The 17,492-nt window shown below is 63.1% G+C and carries 16 protein-coding genes; 7 read left to right on the top strand and 9 right to left on the bottom strand.

The annotated features are described in order from the left end of the window. The first annotated feature begins 1,574 nt into the window (after positions 1–1,574). Positions 1,575–2,345, top strand: a complete 771-nt coding sequence (tam, locus tag X742_RS168740; RefSeq protein ID WP_023769631.1) for a trans-aconitate 2-methyltransferase — start codon at positions 1,575–1,577, stop codon at positions 2,343–2,345. 118 nt (positions 2,346–2,463) lie between these two features. After that, entirely contained in the window at positions 2,464–3,585 is a 1,122-nt protein-coding gene (locus X742_RS168735; RefSeq protein ID WP_023769632.1) for a beta-ketoacyl-ACP synthase III, read from the top strand. A 12-nt stretch (positions 3,586–3,597) separates the two neighbouring features. Here X742_RS168735 and X742_RS168730 read toward each other — a convergent pair whose 3' ends face one another. Then, positions 3,598–4,164 (bottom strand): isoprenylcysteine carboxylmethyltransferase family protein, encoded by a 567-nt coding sequence (locus X742_RS168730; protein WP_023769633.1) that lies wholly within the window; start codon positions 4,162–4,164, stop codon positions 3,598–3,600. 180 nt (positions 4,165–4,344) lie between these two features. On the opposite strand from X742_RS168730, the gene X742_RS168725 reads away from it, so the two are divergent. Further along, positions 4,345–4,974: an MOSC domain-containing protein gene (locus X742_RS168725; RefSeq protein WP_023769634.1), complete on the top strand. Its 630-nt coding sequence runs from the start codon at positions 4,345–4,347 to the stop codon at positions 4,972–4,974. Between the two features lie 40 nt (positions 4,975–5,014). Here X742_RS168725 and X742_RS168720 read toward each other — a convergent pair whose 3' ends face one another. The 4 genes from X742_RS168720 to tsaA form a co-directional block, all read right to left on the bottom strand. After that, complete coding sequence (locus X742_RS168720; protein WP_023769635.1) at positions 5,015–5,854, bottom strand: SDR family oxidoreductase; 840 nt, start codon at positions 5,852–5,854, stop codon at positions 5,015–5,017. Between the two features lie 154 nt (positions 5,855–6,008). Next, positions 6,009–6,965 carry a D-amino acid aminotransferase gene (locus X742_RS168715; protein ID WP_023769636.1) on the bottom strand — a complete coding sequence of 319 codons (957 nt, stop codon included), beginning with the start codon at positions 6,963–6,965 and terminating at the stop codon, positions 6,009–6,011. A gap of 127 nt (positions 6,966–7,092) precedes the next feature. Beyond that, positions 7,093–7,407, bottom strand: a complete 315-nt coding sequence (locus tag X742_RS168710) for a DUF2293 domain-containing protein (RefSeq protein ID WP_015317180.1) — start codon at positions 7,405–7,407, stop codon at positions 7,093–7,095. Next, positions 7,404–7,928, bottom strand: coding sequence for a tRNA (N6-threonylcarbamoyladenosine(37)-N6)-methyltransferase TrmO (tsaA, locus tag X742_RS168705; protein WP_023769637.1), 525 nt, complete (start codon positions 7,926–7,928; stop codon positions 7,404–7,406). Before tsaA ends, X742_RS168710 begins: the two co-directional genes overlap by 4 nt. A 175-nt stretch (positions 7,929–8,103) precedes the next feature. Here tsaA and X742_RS168700 point away from each other — a divergent pair, with 175 nt between their 5' ends. Together X742_RS168700 and metF are read left to right on the top strand one after the other, a co-directional pair. After that, the gene (locus tag X742_RS168700; protein WP_015317182.1) at positions 8,104–9,126 is read left to right on the top strand and encodes a metalloregulator ArsR/SmtB family transcription factor; all 1,023 of its coding nucleotides are present in this window, start codon (positions 8,104–8,106) and stop codon (positions 9,124–9,126) included. Beyond that, positions 9,126–10,037 carry a methylenetetrahydrofolate reductase [NAD(P)H] gene (gene metF / locus X742_RS168695; protein ID WP_023769638.1) on the top strand — a complete coding sequence of 304 codons (912 nt, stop codon included), beginning with the start codon at positions 9,126–9,128 and terminating at the stop codon, positions 10,035–10,037. The genes X742_RS168700 and metF overlap by 1 nt, the downstream gene beginning before the upstream one ends. A 434-nt stretch (positions 10,038–10,471) precedes the next feature. Here metF and X742_RS168690 read toward each other — a convergent pair whose 3' ends face one another. Continuing rightward, positions 10,472–11,389 carry a DMT family transporter gene (locus tag X742_RS168690; RefSeq protein WP_023769639.1) on the bottom strand — a complete coding sequence of 306 codons (918 nt, stop codon included), beginning with the start codon at positions 11,387–11,389 and terminating at the stop codon, positions 10,472–10,474. A 307-nt stretch (positions 11,390–11,696) separates the two neighbouring features. Here X742_RS168690 and X742_RS168685 point away from each other — a divergent pair, with 307 nt between their 5' ends. After that, entirely contained in the window at positions 11,697–12,917 is a 1,221-nt protein-coding gene (locus X742_RS168685) for an alanine racemase (protein WP_023769640.1), read from the top strand. On the opposite strand, the gene X742_RS168680 is transcribed toward X742_RS168685, so the two are convergent. Continuing rightward, entirely contained in the window at positions 12,914–13,645 is a 732-nt protein-coding gene (locus X742_RS168680; RefSeq protein WP_023769641.1) for an SDR family oxidoreductase, read from the bottom strand. The genes X742_RS168685 and X742_RS168680 overlap by 4 nt on opposite strands. A gap of 117 nt (positions 13,646–13,762) precedes the next feature. On the opposite strand from X742_RS168680, the gene X742_RS168675 reads away from it, so the two are divergent. Beyond that, entirely contained in the window at positions 13,763–14,665 is a 903-nt protein-coding gene (locus X742_RS168675) for a LysR family transcriptional regulator (protein WP_023769642.1), read from the top strand. 33 nt (positions 14,666–14,698) lie between these two features. Here X742_RS168675 and X742_RS168670 read toward each other — a convergent pair whose 3' ends face one another. Both X742_RS168670 and X742_RS168665 read right to left on the bottom strand, forming a co-directional pair. After that, positions 14,699–15,877, bottom strand: coding sequence for a lytic murein transglycosylase (locus X742_RS168670; RefSeq protein ID WP_023769643.1), 1,179 nt, complete (start codon positions 15,875–15,877; stop codon positions 14,699–14,701). Between the two features lie 594 nt (positions 15,878–16,471). After that, entirely contained in the window at positions 16,472–17,272 is an 801-nt protein-coding gene (locus X742_RS168665) for a GH25 family lysozyme (RefSeq protein WP_023769644.1), read from the bottom strand. Positions 17,273–17,492: the final 220 nt, after the last annotated feature.

A 17,492-nucleotide genomic window follows, 5' to 3' on the forward strand; every position in this document is an offset into this window, starting at 1 on the left:
TCATCTGTCCTTCTACCCCGACGCCAAGATCGGCATCCTGGGCCCAAACGGCGCCGGCAAGTCGACGATCCTCAAAATCATGGCCGGCATCGACAAGGACTGGAGCGGTGAGGCGTGGCTCGCCGAAGGCGCCACTGTCGGCTACCTGGCGCAGGAGCCGGCGCTCGACCCGGACAAGACCGTGTTCGAAAACATCATGGAAGGTGTCGCGGCCAAGACCGCCATCATCGAGCGTTACAACGAATTGATGATGAACTATTCCGACGAGACGGCCGACGAGTCGGCCAAGCTCCAGGACGAAATGGACCGGCTGAACCTGTGGGATCTCGAACAGCAGGTCGAGATGGCGATGGAAGCGCTGGGCTGCCCGCCCAAGGATTCCGAGGTCACCAAGCTTTCGGGCGGTGAGCGCCGCAGCGTCGCGCTCTGCCAGCTGCTGCTGCGTCANGAGTTCAGACGTGTGCTCTTCCGATCTCTGCGCGCCTATCCGGGCGCCGTGATGATCATCACCCACGACCGCTACTTCCTCGACAATGTCACCGGCTGGATTCTCGAACTCGATCGCGGACGCGGCATTCCTTATGAGGGGAATTACACCAAGTACCTCGAAGCCAAGGCCAAGCGCCTCAAGCAGGAAGGCCGCGAGGACGACGCCCGCCAGCGCGCCATCGGCCGCGAGCGCGAGTGGATCCAGTCGAGCCCGAAGGCTCGCCAGACCAAGTCCAAGGCGCGTATCCAGGCGTTCCAGGATCTGCTCGATGCGGCCGACAAGCGGCGGCCGACGGATACGCAGATCGTCATTCCGCATGGCGAGCGGCTCGGCAACGTGGTCATCGACGTCGAGGGCCTGTCGAAAGGCTTCGGCGACACGCTGTTGATCGAAGGCCTCGAATTCAAGCTGCCGCCGGGTGGCATTGTCGGTGTCATCGGCCCGAATGGCGCGGGCAAGACGACATTGTTCCGCATGATCACCGGCCAGGAGAAGCCCGATGCGGGTTCTGTCCGCGTCGGCGAGACGGTCAAGCTCGGCTATGTCGACCAAAGCCGCGACGCGCTCGATCCGTCAAAGACCGTGTGGGAAGAAATCTCGGGCGGCGCCGAAGTGGTCAAGCTCGGCAAGTTCGAGGCCAACACCCGCGCTTATTGCGCGTCCTTCAATTTCCGCGGCGGCGACCAGCAGCAGAAGGTCGGCAACCTCTCCGGCGGTCAGCGCAACCGCGTGCACCTGGCCAAGATGCTGAAGACCGGCGGCAATGTTCTGCTGCTCGACGAACCTACCAACGATCTCGATACGGAAACGCTGGCGGCACTCGAAGACGCGCTGGAAAATTTCGGCGGCTGCGCGGTCATCATCTCGCACGATCGCATGTTCCTCGACCGTCTGGCGACGCACATCCTCGCCTTCGAAGGCGATAGCCACGTCGAATGGTTCGAGGGCAATTTCGAGGATTACGAGCAGGACAAGATCCGCCGGCTCGGGCCCGAAGCCGTCAACCCGCACCGCATGACCTACAAGAGGCTGACGCGGTAAGAGGGCACCCGGGCGGCGAATTCTCAAGACACGAGGAGCTCGGATGGCTGATTGGTCCGCCACCCAGTATCTGAAATTCGAGGACGAGCGCACGCGGCCCGCGCGCGACTTGGTGGCACAGGTTCCGGTCGACTTTCCGCGTCGGGTTGTCGATATCGGCTGCGGGCCGGGCAATTCGACCGAACTTCTGGTCGAGCGCTGGCCGGATGCGCAAGTGAGCGGCTTCGACACGTCTCCCGACATGATCGAGAAGGCGAGGGCGCGCCTACCCAATGTCAGCTTCGACCTCGCCGATGCCTCGACATGGCAGCCGGACGAGCCGGTCAACGTGATCTTCGCCAACGCGGTCTTCCAGTGGCTGCCGGAGCATCCGGCGGTGTTCGAGCGTCTGATGGGTTTTCTCGCGCCCGGCGGCGCGCTGGCCGTCCAGATGCCCGACAATATGGCCGAGGATTCGCATCGCCTGATGCGGGAGACCGCCGCCGAAGCGCCTTTCGCCGCAAAGATCAGGGATGCGGCCCGTGCGCCGCTACCGCCGGTGTCGTTCTACTACGACCTGCTGTCGCCGCTCTCCGCCCGGCTCGACATCTGGCACACCATCTACAACCATCCGCTGGCCCATGCCGAGGCGATCGTCGAGTGGGTGAAGTCGACAGGGCTGAAGCCCTTCCTCGATCAGCTGGACGCGGACGAACGCAAGCTGTTCCTCGACAGCTACACGGCCAAGATCGCCAAGGCCTATCCGAAGGCCGCCGATGGCAAGGTGCTGCTGCGTTTCCCCCGCATTTTCATTATCGCCAAGCAGGCGGGATAGGCTGGCGAAAACCTTGGTTTAAGCCGGCGTAAACCGGCCGAGTGAGAAAAGTGTTGCGCCGAGACGTCTCGGCGCCCACATCAAACCGCAACGCCCGCGGATGGGGACGGACTGAAACATGCATCGCGTCATCATCAGCGGCATCGGCGCTGAAATTCCCAAGCCTGTAATCACGAATGAGGAACTGGTCGCCAGCTTCAATGCCTGGGTCGACACCGAGAACGCGCGGCGCCAGGATACCGGCGAGACGCTGCTGCAGAAATCGGATGCCGACTTCATCGTTCATGCTTCAGGTGTGAAGTCCCGCCACGTGGTCGAGCGTGAAGGCATTCTCGATCCGACCCGCATGGCGCCGCGCATTCCGGCGCGTCCAGACGACGCGCTCTCGCTGCAGGCGGAATTCGGCATCGCGTCGGCCAGGAAGGCGATCGACCACGCAGGCGTCGATGCGTCGGACATCGATCTGGTGATCTGCTCGTCCTCGCATCAACAGAGGCCGTATCCGGCGATCGCCATCGAAATGCAGGAGGCGCTGGGCACGAGGGGCGCGGGCTTCGACATGGGGCTTGGCTGTTCGTCGGCTGCGGCTGCGCTGCACATGGCGGTCAATCTGGTGCGCTCGGGCGCGCACAAGCGCATCCTGGTGACCACGCCGGAAATCATCACGGGCCATCTCAATTTCCGCGACCGGCAGACGCATTTCATCTTCGGGGACGCTTCGGTGTCGATGGTGGTGGAGGGGCTGGCCCAGGGCGAGAAGCGGCCGGGCCGCTTCGAGGTGCTGGACACACGCATCTGGACGCAGATGTCGAACAACATCCGCACCAATCTCGGCTATCACACCCGTACCGCCCAGGACGATCCCTACATGATCGACCTGGAGGGCAACCTCATCAAGCAGGTCGGCAACAAGGTGTTCAAGGAAGTCACCGTGGCCGGACACAAATTCATCGTCGAATTCCTCGCCGAACACGGGCTGACGCCGCAGGCGGTGCGGCGCTTCTGGCTGCACCAGGCCAATGCGCGCATGAATGCGATGATCCTGAAACTGGCGTTCGGCCACGATGTCGGCCATGACCGCGCGCCGATGGTGCTGGAGCGGCTCGGCAACACGGCGGGCGCGGGAGCCATCATCGCACTGTCGGAGAACCATGCCGACATGAAACCGGGCGACCACGGCCTGATCTGCGCCTTCGGCGCGGGATACTCGATCGGTGGCGCGCTGCTGAGAATGCTCTGAAGTGATGCCGCGCTAGGCCGGCGTGAAGGGAACCAGCATCGGGACCCGCTTGGCGTAATCGTCATAGGCGGGTCCGAGTTCGTCGCGCAGGAAACGCTCCTCCAGCTTCGCCTTGATGACGACGCCGATGATGAGCAGGGCCGTACCTGCAATCCCCCACACCGTGCCCTTTGCCGCCATGGTGGCAAGCACAGCCAGCAACAGCCCGGTATAGATCGGATGCCGCACCAGGCGATAGGGGCCGGTGTCGACCACGCGATGACCTGCCTTGGCTGTGACCGTGGCGGACCACAACCGCCCGAGATGGATGCGCGCCCACCACGCGAAGCCGATGCCGACCGCAATCACGGCAACGCAGATCCAGGCTTCGGCAAGGGTCGGCGTCCACAATCTCAGCCTGCCTTGATAGCCGTGCGCTGGAACGAACAGCAGGACGGTGCCGGCCAGCCAGAAGACGCGATAGCGGGCCTCCGCCACGATGGTGGCGCGCTTTTGGACGGGATCAGCCCAGAATGCAGCGACGATCCAGGATACCACCCAGAACAGCCAGAGCGCTGCGATGGCTTGTCCAACCTCCATGCCGAACCTCCTCCCGAGTTGGCGCCGAATATATATCGGTGGCGCGGCGGCAATGGGACGCGCCCGCTGCAACGGGACGCCATTTTCCGGTAATAACGTCGTGATCGGCATCAAACGCAGTGATCGGATCATCAGCGCTTTCGACTGGACCGCATTGTCCGAGGTCTCTAGACCAGCAGCATGCAGGAAACAAACCTAGAGCTTTTTCCAACTGCCGAGCCCACGATCGACATCGTCCCGGGCCGTAAGCTGACGGCAAAGGGAGTGGCGCTCTATGCCGCTCCGTCCGATCATTTCGAGACGAAAGCCGTCGAGGAATTGCATCTTGGCTTCGACGGAATCGCGCATGACTTCCATGCCGGAATGACGCGGCGTTCCGGCGGGCGCGAGCCTTGGTATCCGCGCGGCACGGAGATGCGCAACGAGCGGCAATTGTCGCTGGTCGCCACGGACGAGCTTTCGATCGTCGCCGAGCGCATGGGTCTGAAGGAGATCAAGCCGGAATGGATCGGAGCCAATATGCTGATCGGGGGCGTGCCGCATCTGTCGATGCTGCCGGCCGGCTCACTGATGTTCTTCGAAGGGGGCGTGACGATCAAAATCGACGCGCAGAACAAGCCGTGCCGGGTCGCCGGGCAATCCATCGCCACCCATGTCCATGCACCGGATCGCGATGCAGCCGCGCTGCTCTTCCCGCAGACGGCGAAGCGGCTGCGTGGCCTTGTCGCGTGGGTTGAAAAACCCGGCGTGGTCAGGGTCGGCGAAGAGATTTCGGTGCGGGTGCCGGAGCAATGGATTTACAAGGCATAGCTACTCCGCCCAGTAGGCGGCGTAGCTATTATTTTGGGCGTCAGCCCTTGCGGTTCTTGTGGACGCCTTGCGCCATGACGGAGACGTGGTCCCACTTGTCCCAGGTGGCGAGGCGGTTGGCGTATTCCTGGCGTATCATCGGCAGGCCGCCATCGCCGAAGAACACCCTCAGCGGCGGCTCCGCCGCATCGACGATGGCCAGCATCGCCGGCCCGGTCGCCTCGGGATCGCCAGCAACCGAGTTGGCGCGGCGCTCGGCCATCTTGGCGCGGGCGGGCGCATAGGCCTCGATCGGCTTGGAGACCTTGGCCGATGCTCCCGACCAGTCGGTGGAGAAACCGCCCGGCTCGACCAGCGTGACATGAATGCCAAATTCCGCGACCTCGATGCTGAGCGACTGGCTGAAGGCTTCCAGCGCCCATTTCGAGGCGTGGTAGAGCCCGAGCGAGGCAAAGGCATTGACGCCGCCGATCGACGAGATCTGGATGATGTGGCCGGAGCGCTGCGCCCGCATGATCGGCAGGGCGGCCTGGGTGACCCAGAGCGCGCCGAACACATTGGTCTCGATCTGGTCGCGGGCTTCCTGCTCGCTGACTTCCTCTATGGCGCCGAAATGGCCGTAGCCGGCATTGTTGATGACGACGTCGAGCCGGCCAAAGCGCTTGTGCGCCTCGGCGACAGCGGCATCGACGGCTTTCTTGTCGGTTACGTCGAGCTTTATGGCGGCGATGTTGTCGCCGTATCTATTGACGAGATCGGCGAGCGTGGCTGTGTCACGTGCGGTCGCCGCAACGCGGTCGCCACGCGCCAGTGCGGCCTCGGCCCAGACGCGGCCAAAGCCTTTCGACGATCCGGTGATGAACCAAACCTTAGATGTCATGATGTGGAATCCTTGCCCCTGCGGGCGCAATTTCTGGATGGAAGCGGAGGCTTCTCCGCTTTCGGGCATATACGGCCTGTCCCGTGATTTTCCAGAGGCGAGGGGGAATCTTTTTGAACAAGACTCTTCCCCGTGGAACAAGAAATCGTGTTGATCAGGGGTAGTTCACCTGAGACGACCAGGCCGGGTCGTCATGCTTTTGCCAATAGAGCGCCATCAGCCGGCTGGTGATCGGCCCGACCTTTCCGTCGGCGATGTCAGCGCCGTCAACCTCCGTCACCGGCATGATGCCGCCGGCGGTCGAGGTGATGAAGACTTCGTCGGCCCCACGCAGCGCGGAGACGCTGACGTCGGCGGTCGTTGCGGCAAGACCTGCCTCGGCGCAGAGATCAAAGACCGTGCGGCGGGTGATGCCCGGCAGGACGCCGATGGCTGGCGTCGACAGTCTGTCGTCCTTGACGCAGAAGACGTTGAAGCCCGGGCCTTCGGCGACGTTGCCGTTGAAATCGAGAATGAGGGCCGTCTCGGCGCCACGGTCGTAGGCATCATAGAGGCCGCCCACTAAGTCGAGCCAGTGGTAGTTCTTGATCGCCGGGTCGATCGAAGCCGGCGGAATGCGCACCTTGTCGCTGATGGCGACACGCAGGCCGCGCCGCAACTGCTCGGCATTCGCGACCGAGCCGAACGGCACGGCGAACGCCATGAAGCGATTGATCGCATGGCGCGGGTCGCGGCTGAAGGTCGGCGAGGCGCCGCGCGTGCACAGCATCTCGACATAGGCGGCGCGATGACCCGACAGCGCGACGCAATTGTGCAGGACCTCGGCCACGCCATCGCGATCGAACGGGATAGTCATGCGCAGCTTTTGCAAGCCGAGGAAGAAACGGTCGACATGCAGATCGAGGCGGAAGAATCGGCCGTTCCAGACATGCACCGTATCGTAGGTGGCATCCGAGTGCAGGAATCCCCAATCCAGCACCGAGACCTTGGCTCGCGACATCGGCAAATATTGGCCGTCGAGGAAGGCAATGCCTTCGGGATAGGAATGTGGGTCAATATGGCGATCGCTCACTGCAGGCAGCGGCGGCGTATCCTGTGCGGCTTGGCTCATCGGCAGCTCCTCGCCATGAAGTCATAAGCTATCGGCAACGGGCGGAGCGCATAGGGCCAGTGCTCCGACTTCAGTCGTCCTCGAGGTGAAGATCCGGCAGCAGAGCGCCATCTGCCCGGCAGTGGCCTCATTCCTCCTCGTCATCGGCGTCGAGCAGGCGCGTGGCGCGCCAGCGCGTGAGCATGATGTTGGTTTGCTCGATGACGAAGAACCGGGCGGAGTCGCGGTCATAGCCCTCGGCCAGCAGCTTTTCGTAATCGGTGTGCATGTGGCGGATGTGGGCGATCGTCGCCAGCCAGACGGCGATCGTCGGCGGCAAGGTTTTCATATGGACCGAGCCGGCATCGGTGCGGATCTTCTCCATGTCGGCATAAGGGGCCAGCGGCAGAAGTGCTGTCAAAGCCTTGGCGATAGCGCGGCGGCGGCCGGTTGGTGCCGTCATCGCCCGTCACGCCCTTCAACGGTTGCCTCGGCAATGGCATCGGTCGAGGCGAAATACGGCTTGATGTCGATGACCGGCGTGCCGTCGAGCACGTCGATGGCGTCGAGGTCGACGCGCCCGATGCCAATGTCCAATCCGACGAGTTTGGTCACGTGCAGGCCGACCGGGTTCGGCCGGGCAGGGGAGCGCAGGCCGAATACGCCTTTCGATTCAGCAGCATGGCGGGGTTTTTGCACGATCAGATTCCGCGGCGCATGATGCAGCCAGGACAGGATCACGACGTGGCTGGCGCGCTCCAGCCCGCGCAGGCCCGCACGATAGGGCGCATCGATGGTCAGCACCGCGGGCTGTCCCGCCTCGCGCGCCGCGCGCATGTTCTTCGGGCAACTATCCCGGGTGGTCCACGGCGAGGCAATACGGCCGATGAAGACGATGCCGGCGTCCGGCGGCATCAAGGCCGGATCCTGGTCCAGTCTCTGCTCGCCTTCGCGTACCTCGAACATCTCACGCGGTCCGGTCATTGCCTGTCTCTGTGCTGGTGCATGCCATTGTCTCAAACCGCTAGACGTTCCGGGCTGACCCGGACCGGGAAATCACGCATGCGGCATTTTCTGGTCCGGAAGCGACATAGCGCTTGCAAGGTCGCCAAATTCGACATAAACATATGTTTATATCTTTTTCGAAGAGAATACGCTGATGCATGTCTCGCTCGACACCATGGTGGATACATTGAAGGCGGCGGCCGAATCCAGCCGCCTGCGCATATTGGCACTGTTGTCGCGTGGCGACCTCACTGTTTCCGACCTTACCGAAATTCTCGGCCAGTCGCAGCCGCGTGTCTCGCGCCACCTGAAGCTGCTGCTCGAGGCGGGGCTGATCGGCCGCTACCAGGAAGGGTCGTGGGCGTTCTTCCGCCTGTCGGACGCCGACTCGGCGCGAGACTTCGTGATGAGGCTGGTTGCCGGCATTCGCGGCGCCGATCCGCAGGTCGAGCGCGATCTGGAGCGACTGACCTCGGTCAAGCGCAAGCGCCAGGACCGCGCCACCGCGTATTTTTCGCAGAACGCCGCAAGTTGGGATCATATCCGCTCGCTGCATGTGCCCGACCGTGCCGTAGAGGCCGCGATGCTGAAGCTGGTCGGCAAGCGGCCGTTCCAGTCCATGCTCGATCTTGGCACCGGCACCGGGCGGCTGCTCGAAATCTTCTCGCCGCTCTACCGGCGGGGGATCGGCATCGACATGTCGCGAGAGATGCTGACCGTGGCGCGCGCCAATCTCGACAAGGCCGGCGTTTCGAATGCGCAGGTGCGGCAGGGCGATATCTTCTCGCCGCCGGTCGAGCGCGATGCCTTCGATCTCGTCACCATCCACCAGGTGCTGCACTATCTCGACGATCCGGCCCGCGCCATCCATGAGGCGGCGCGGCTGCTTCGCCCGGCCGGCCGTCTCGTCATCGTCGATTTCGCGCCGCACACACTGGAATTCCTGCGCGATGAGCATGCGCATATGCGGCTGGGCTTTTCCGACCGGCAGATCGGAGAATGGTTCTCCGAAGCCGGCCTCGATCTCGAGGATGCCCAGGAGTTCGAACCGCGCGGCGGCAACGAGGCCAGGCTCACCGTCAAGCTCTGGCTTGGCCGCGACCGGCGCCTGCTGATCGCCGATCCCGCCAATGCCAGCCAGCAGACCAGAGTGAGCTCGATAGGGGAAATCGCCTGATGAACCAGTTTCGTTTTTCCCGCCGGCCCGATATCGGCGACAAGGTCAGGGTTTCGTTCGAGTTCTTCCCGCCGAAGAACGACGAGATGGAGGCAAGGCTGTGGGATACGGTCACAAGGCTCGAGCCGCTGCAGCCGAAATTCGTCTCGGTGACCTATGGCGCCGGCGGTTCGACGCGTGAGCGCACGGCGCGCACCATCGGCCGCATCCTGAAGGAAACCAGCCTGACGCCGGCCGCGCACATGACTTGCGTCGATGCGGCTCGCCATCAGGTCGACGCCGTCATCCAGGAATTCACCGACATGGGCGTGAAGCGCTTCGTCGCCTTGCGCGGCGATCCGGCGGAAGGCGTCGGCGCTGCCTACCGGCCGCATCCGGACGGCTACGCCAACGGCGCCGAGCTGGTCGGGGCGCTGAAGGACGCCGGCGATTTCGACATTTCGGTTTCGGCCTATCCGGAAAAGCATCCGGAAAGCCCTGACTTCGCCACCGATATCGACATGCTGAAGCGCAAGGTCGACAATGGTGCGACGCGGGCAATCACCCAGTTCTTTTTCGACAACGATCTCTACGAGCGTTACGTCGAGCGCGCGCGCCGCGCTGGCATCTACATCCCGATCGTTCCCGGCATCTTGCCGGTGCATAATTTTACCCAGGTCGCCAATTTCTCGGCCCGCTGCGGCGCGCTGGTGCCGGCATGGCTGGCCGAGCGTTTCGACGGCCTGCAGAACGATCCTCAAACGCATGCGCTTGTGGCATCCGCCGTGGCCGCCGAGCAGGTTCTGGACCTGGTCGAGCGCGGCGTGGGCGATTTCCACTTCTACACAATGAACCGGGCCGATCTGGTGTTCGCCGTCTGTCATATGATCGGCATCCGCTCGCATGAGGTGGCGGGCTCCGCTGCTGCCTGAGGGCCAGTCAGGTAAGCAAAAGGCCGGGTAAAAACCCGGCCTTTCGAATCGGTTGGACTATTTGGTGCTGGTCTTCCCCGTCTTGGCGGGTTCAGGGAAGGACGCCCATAATGAGGGCGCCGATGAAAGCAAACGCAGCACAAATCATCAATGCGTTGATTGGCCTCGTAAGTCCCATGACATAGCCTCCTCTTAAAGAGCTATGTCCTGGAGTCTAGGTTCATTTGTGCCACAGGCAAGCGGAAAATGTGCTGCATTGCGACGTGATTGTGGATTTTGCGACTTCGGTTTCGCCGTTAGCCGTTGAAACTCCTTGGCAAAAACCCGCTTCATGCCTGTGAATAAATTATGGCGGTGGCGTGTCGATGCTGTGTCATGGCAGCGCTACCCCCGCGAAAGTCGTGTTCGACTTTCGCGATTGCACATGCCGAATTTTAACGCCGTCCGAACACTCGCCCGTCGATTGTCAGAAGACCAAGTCCGATCAGCACCACACCGCCGATCTCGAACAATTCCAGCCGCTCGCCGAGGAAAAGAAAGCCGAGCAGCATGGCACTGGCCGGCACGATCAGCGTGACCAGCGAGGCGTTGGTGGCCCCGGCCGAGGCGACGAGGTTGAAGTAGAGGATGTAGGCGAAGGCCGTCGACAGAAGCGCCAGCGCCAGCACTGCCGCCCACACCGGCGGCGAGGCGGAGAACAGGCCGGCCGGGCCATGGGCGAAGAGCACGATCGGGATCATGATGATGGTCGAAGCCGTCAATTGCCCGGTGGCGACGACCGACGAGGGCACGCCCTTGCAACGGCGCGCGACCATCAGCGCGATACCATAGGACAGCGAGGCGCCGATCAGCGCGAATTTGGCCCAGACAGGGCCGCCGAGTCCCGCCAGCAGGCCGGGACCGATCATCACGGCCGTGCCGGCGACACCGAGCCCGACGCCGGCGAGCTTGTTCCAGGACAGCTTTTCATCTGATGTCAGCGCGTTGGCCAAAATCAGCGTCCAGAAAGGCGTCGTGGCGTTGAGGACGGAAGCGACACCGGCGCCCAATTGGGTTTGACCGGCAAAGATCAACGAGAAGGGGACGACATTGTTGGTGAAGGCCAGCAGGAAGAACAGCCCGGCATGCGGCAGAGCGAGACGAAAGGACGGACCGCGCAAGCCGAGATAGAGCTGCAGCGCGACCGCTGCGATGGCGACGCGAAACAGCACCAGCACCAGCGGTTGAAGCTCCGCCACCGCGATGCGGGCGAAGAAGAACGAGCCGCCCCAGATGGCGCCGAGCAGCAGCAACTGCCCCCAGTCCCTGAGCGTCATCGGTCCGCGTGATGCAGATGCAGCGCTCCCTGCCATATGAATCCTCCCCCAGACGGCCCGAATGCAAGCTGTCAGGCAGAAGCCATATCGGGTCCGGCGGCAAGGGCCACCCGAAACCCGACCGGCTGCCAAGCCTTTCGGCAAAGGCCAGGTGCCGTGCAGTCAGGAGCACGAGACGCAGAATTGTTTCCTTGCAGCGCCGCGCGTCTCCAGAGACGCGCAAAGGACGCTGCGAGGTTCATTCCTGGCGCATGATCCTTCCGCAAGTCGAAATTAACTTTCGGGGTCATGCGCTAGCCGCTAGCGTGGATTAATTGTGCGAGCTGAAGTCGAGGATTCGTCCATGCAGCGATTCGAGAACGCAAGCGAGGCGGCACTGGCGCTTCGTCCGGATGACCCGGTCTACTGCTTCCGCCCGCAGGTCTTGAAGGCGGATGCGAAGCAGTTCATGGGCATGTTCCCCGGCAAGACCGCCTACGCGGTCAAGACCAATGGCGAGCAGATCGTGCTGAAGACGCTGGTCGAGGCCGGCGTCACCGCCTTCGATGTCGCTTCACCAGGCGAGTTCGCCGCCGTGCGCGCCGTTTCGCCCGACGCGGAGATGCTCTACATGCATCCGGTCAAGGCGCAGTCGGACATCAAGCTGGCTTTGGAGAAATACGGCATTCGCGTCATCTCGCTCGACCATGAGGACGAGATCACCAAGCTGACCCGTGTGGTGCGGGCGCTCGATATCGACCCGGGCGCGGTCAGCGTCTTCGTGCGTGTGCAGACAAAGGGCCATGCCGCCTACGAGCTGTCCAAAAAATTCGGCGCTGGGCCTGCCTATGCGGTCGAACTCGCCGAGCGGCTGAACCGCACCGGCTATAAGGTCGGCCTGTGTTTCCATGTCGGCAGCCAGATCGAGGATCCCGACACCTATGAGCGGGCGCTTGCCTCGGCCGACTGGGTGCGCAACCGGCTGACCTTCGACATTGCCGGGCTCGATGTCGGCGGCGGCTTTCCGGCCGAATACGGACATGATCCCAACCGCAAGCAGATCGAGATGCCGTCGCTCGGCCAGATCATGTCGCGGCTCTCCGGCGACCTGAAGGAATATCAGTTCGACCAGATGCCGCTGGTGGCCGAGCCGGGCCGGGTGATCGTGGCGCGCTGCCTGTCGCTGATCGTGCGCGTGCTGTTGCGCAAGGGCAAGCGGCTCTACATCAATGACGGTATCTGGGCGTCTCTGTCGGATTCGTGGACCGGCAAGATCACGCTGCCGGCGCGGTTTATCCCCGATCCGGCAATCCGCACGCGCAACGGCGACGAGAACAAGATCGTACCGTTCAAGGTGTGCGGGGCGACCTGCGATTCCGTCGACATCCTGTCGCGGCCGTTCTGGCTGCCGGAAACCGTCGACACCGGCGACTGGATCGAAATCGGCCATATAGGCGCTTATTCACTGTCGCTGAGAACCCGCTTCAACGGCTTCTATCCCGACACCTTCGTCGAGGTGACGACGCCTTTCGATGAGGGCGACGCGCCGGTGGGATTCGCCAGCCTGGAGACGATGGCGGATTAGGCAACGCCACCGCCGGCCTGGATGTTCTCGCCGGTCAGCCAACGGGCCTCGTCGCTGGCCAGGAAAACGGCAACGTCGGCGACATCGCGCGGCGCACCGATCCTGCCGAAGGGCGACATGCCGGCCGCCACGGCGCGGTCGCGCTCCGGCAGAAGGTCGGTGTCGGTGAAGCCTGGCGACAGCGCGTTGACGGTGACGCCGCGTGGCCCGAGCTCGCGCGACAGAACGCGCACGAATTGTTCCACCGCGCCCTTGCTGCCGAGATAGAGCGCGGTCTGCGTGAAAAACATCTTCGTTCCGCCAGTGGAGACCGCGATGATGCGGCCGCCGTCACGCACGCGGCGAGCGGCCTCCTGAAGCGTAAAGAAAGTGCCTCTGGCGTTGGTGCCGAAGACAAGGTCGAAATCGGCTTCGCTGGCCTCGACCAGCGGTTTGATCACAGCGACGCCGACATTGGCGACGACGATGTTGAGGTCGCCAAACTGGCTTTCTGCTTCGTCGAACAAACGGCGGATGTCGGAAACATTTGAAATGTCCGCCCGGATGGCGATCGCCTTGCCACCCTTGCTCACGATGGCCGCCACAACGTCGTCAGCGGCCTTGGCATTGCCGACATAGTTGACGATGACCGCGGCGCCGTCGGCCGCGAGCCCTTCGGCAATGGCGCGGCCGATGCCGCGCGAGCTGCCGGTGACGATCGCGGTTTTGCCCTGAAGCGAATGAGACATGATCAATTCCTTTCGGCCGTTCGTGACCGCGCGACGCGGCTTGGTCGAAAATAGGCCGAAGCTATTGATCATATAATGGGCTATTATCTGACTTGCCTGTTAATCCTGGGATACACAATGCGCGGGTCCGAATTTTCCGAACTCAAGGCTTTCGCGACGATCGTGGAGGAGGGCAGCTTCATCCGGGCTTCCGCCAAGCTCAGGATTTCGCCGCCGGCTCTCAGCCAGACAATCCGGCAGCTGGAGGCACGTCTCGGTGTCCGCCTGCTCAATCGCACGACACGAAGCGTATCGCCGACCGTGGCTGGCGACACGCTGTTCACGCGGCTTGGTCCTGTTTTCAGGGAACTGGAAGGCGCGGTCGCCGATATCCATGCTGCGCGCGACCAACCGGCGGGTTCGCTGCGCGTCAACGTGCCGCGCGTGGCCGCCATGCGGTTCATCGCGCCGATCCTGGGCGATTTCCAGCGCGCCTATCCCGATATCGGCCTGACAGTGATCATCGACGACATGCTGACGGACATTGTCGAAGGGCGTTTCGACGCCGGAATTCGGCTCGGCGAGCGGTTGGAAAAAGACATGGTGGCGGTGAAGCTGAGCGGGGATCTGCAAATGGCCGCGGTGGCCGCTCCAGCGTATCTCGCGGGACGCAACACGCCGCGTCATCCCGGCGATCTGCACCAGCATCGCTGCATCAATTTCCAATGGCCAGGCGGCGGCAACATCTACCGATGGGAGTTCGCGCGGGGCAAACGGGCGCTGGAAATCGCCGTCGAAGGCAGGCTGACCGTCAACGACACCGACTTGCTGCTGAACGCGGTGCTGGGCGGTGCCGGTATCGCCTACATGATCGACTATCAGGTTCGTCCCTGGATCGAAAACGGCCGGCTGGTCCGGTTTCTGGAAGCTTGGTCACCCAGCTTCCCCGGCTTCTATCTATACCATCCGAGCGTGCGGCATGTGCCGCCAGCCCTGAGGGCGTTCATTGATTTTGTGCGGGAGAGGCGGAGTGGCGAGTAGCAGTACGAGGCTCTCGCGGCCTTCACTGTTCGCTCACAATTTTCCCAACAGCTCCGGCGTCGGCCAGCCATCCACCGGCAGGCCAAGCCGCATCTGTTCCTTGCGGATCGCTTCACGGGTGTTGGTGCCCAAGATGCCGTCGACCGTGCCGACGTCGTAGCCCCTGGCCTCGAGCTTGGTCTGCAGTTCTTTCATTTGCTCATTGTTGAGGCCGGGCTCGGGATTGCGCGGATCGAGCGGCGGCGCGCCCGCCAGGCGCGCGGCGAGATTGGCCGCGGTCAGCGCGTAGGTGAAGGACTGGTTCCATTCGAGATAGACGTCGAAATTCTCGTAGGTGAGGAAGGCCGGGCCCTTGCGGCCCATGGGCAGCGCCAGGCCGGCTTTCAGCCCCTTGTCGGCCAGCGGCGAGCCGTCGGGGTTGGTGACGCCCCATTGCGCCCACTGCGTCAGCGGCAGCTTGTTGGTGCGCCCGGTCTGGTCCCACGGCATCTCTTCGGGCACGCGCACTTCCTGGATCCAGGGTTCGTCCCGTTTCCAGCCGCGCGACAGCACCTTGTTGCCCGTGGTCATGATCACGTCGGGCACGGAGCCGCGCAGATCGATCTTGCCGTCGCCGTCGCCATCGATGCCGCGCGCAAGATAGTCGGATGGCAGGATCTGCGTCTGGCCGATCTCGCCGGCCCAGGCGCCGGTGACGTCGGCCGGCAGCACGCCGCGATCGATCAGTTCCAGGAGCGGCACCAATTGCTGGCGGAAAAGCTGCGGGCGGCGGCAGTCATGCGACATCGTCACCAATGCGCTCAGCGTGTGGAAATCGCCCTGCACGGCGCCGAAATCCGTTTCAAGCGCCCAGAAGGCGGTGATAACCGGGGCCTGGACGCCGAACTGCTGGTCGGCGCGGGCGAAGATGTCGGCGTATTTCTTCATGTTCGCCGCACCTTGCTTCAGCCGGTAAGCCGAGATCATGCGGTTGGAAAACTGGACGAATGTTTGCGTGAAGACGCCCTGCGCACGGTCGCGCGCCAGAGCCCTCTCGTCGATCCGGGCGTCCTCCAGCGCATCAAGACCGACCGCGCCGACACCGGCAGCCTTGGCTTCCGTCGCCACACCCTGCTTCCAGCTTTCGAAATCGCCGCCGCATTCCTGCGCCATCGCCGGCAAGGCCGTGGCGCACAAGAACAGCGCCGCGAGGGCTTGGGAACGCAGTCGCATCAGCTTCCTTTCGAAACGAGAGGGCATTGTCATGCCTGGCTGAAAGCGCAACGCCCTGAATTACCAGCGGTTGCACTCTTTAGCGCTGGCTGTGTCGAAAGCAGGCGGCAGGCCCGGTGTCAACGGGTGATCTGCCGCAACCACCATTCGTGCGGCTTCGCTGCCGTTGTCACGGTGTCAACGGGTGATCTGCCGCAACCACNACTCTTTAGCGCTGGCTGTGTCGAAAGCAGGCGGCAGGCCCGGTGTCAACGGGTGATCTGCCGCAACCACGATTCCTGCGGCTTCGCTGCCGTTGTCACGGTGTCAACGGGTGATCTGCCGCAACCACGATTCCCGCGGCTTCGCTGCCGTTGCCACTGGTCAACGGGTGATCTGCCGCAACCACCATTCCCGCGGCTTCGCTGCCGTTGTCACTGTGTCAACGGGTGATCTGCGGCAACCACGATTCCCGCGGCTTCGCTGCCGTTGTCACGGTGTCAACGGGTGATCTGCCGCAACCACCATTCNGCGGCTTCGCTGCCGTTGTCACGGTGTCAACGGGTGATCTGCCGCAACCACCATTCGTGCGGCTTCGCTGCCGTTGCCACTGCGTCAATGCGTGTTCTGCCGCAGCCACTTGTTCCAGGCGGATTCCGAGCCGTTGAAGATGTTGATGTCGGACTTGCCGGTCATGCCGGGAACGATGCCGGTTCCGGTGTACTGCCAGAAGGTGAAAGGGTGGCTGCCATATTTCTCGCGCGGGTGCCCGGCGACGGAACGCAGCCAGTAGGGATAGCCGCGGAAGGTCGACAGTTCATTGTCGTCGAAGAAGTCGACCGAGGTGTAGATGATCGGCTTCTTGCCGTAATGCCGCTCGACGATTTCGAGGAAGGTCGTCATCTCCGCGCGCACCGTGGCGGCGTCGGGGCGCAGCCGGCAGGTCGGCGAGTTCGGGTTCCATTCCATGTCGAGAACCGGAGGCATGGCGGAGCGGTCTACGGGGACATTCTGGATGAACCAGCGCGCCTGGACGGCCGCCGGAGTGCAGAAATAGAAGAAATGATAGGCCGCGCGTGGAATCCCGTTGGCTTTCGTGCGCGCCCAGTGCTCGCTGAAATACTCATCGAAACGGTCGCCGCCTTCCGTTGCCTTGATGAAGGCGAAGGAGATGCCGCTGGCCTTGGCCGTCGGCCAATCGACCGAGGTCTGGTATTTGGAAACGTCGGTACCATGGACGGCATAGTTCCATGGCGCACCGCTGTCCCACTCATGCGGCTTTGAATCGGCAAAGCGCGGCGCGCGTACGGCCACCGTCGGACTTCTCGACGCGGACGGCGACAGCGGCGAGAGATCGTCCACGGTCGAGCAGGCGCCGAGCAGCGTCAGCATGAAAAGGGCCGCAAGACGGCGCATCGCAACTTCCAAGCCGGAATCAGCCGGTCGCTGATGGGTCTGTGCACTGATGGCCGAAGTTGGTCTGGCCCCCTCCAGTCGATCGCCCCACGCATCGCCTGGCATATCGTTCTTCATGCATGTCGTGTCCCAAAACCGCTGCGCACTTTTGGGCGACATGCATCCCTGTGATCGCCGATCATGGTTGATATCTGGTTTATGGCGCTCGACAAGAGGCGAG

It is taken from the genome of Mesorhizobium sp. LNHC229A00, from assembly GCF_000502415.1.
Classification (GTDB): Bacteria; Pseudomonadota; Alphaproteobacteria; order Rhizobiales; family Rhizobiaceae; genus Mesorhizobium.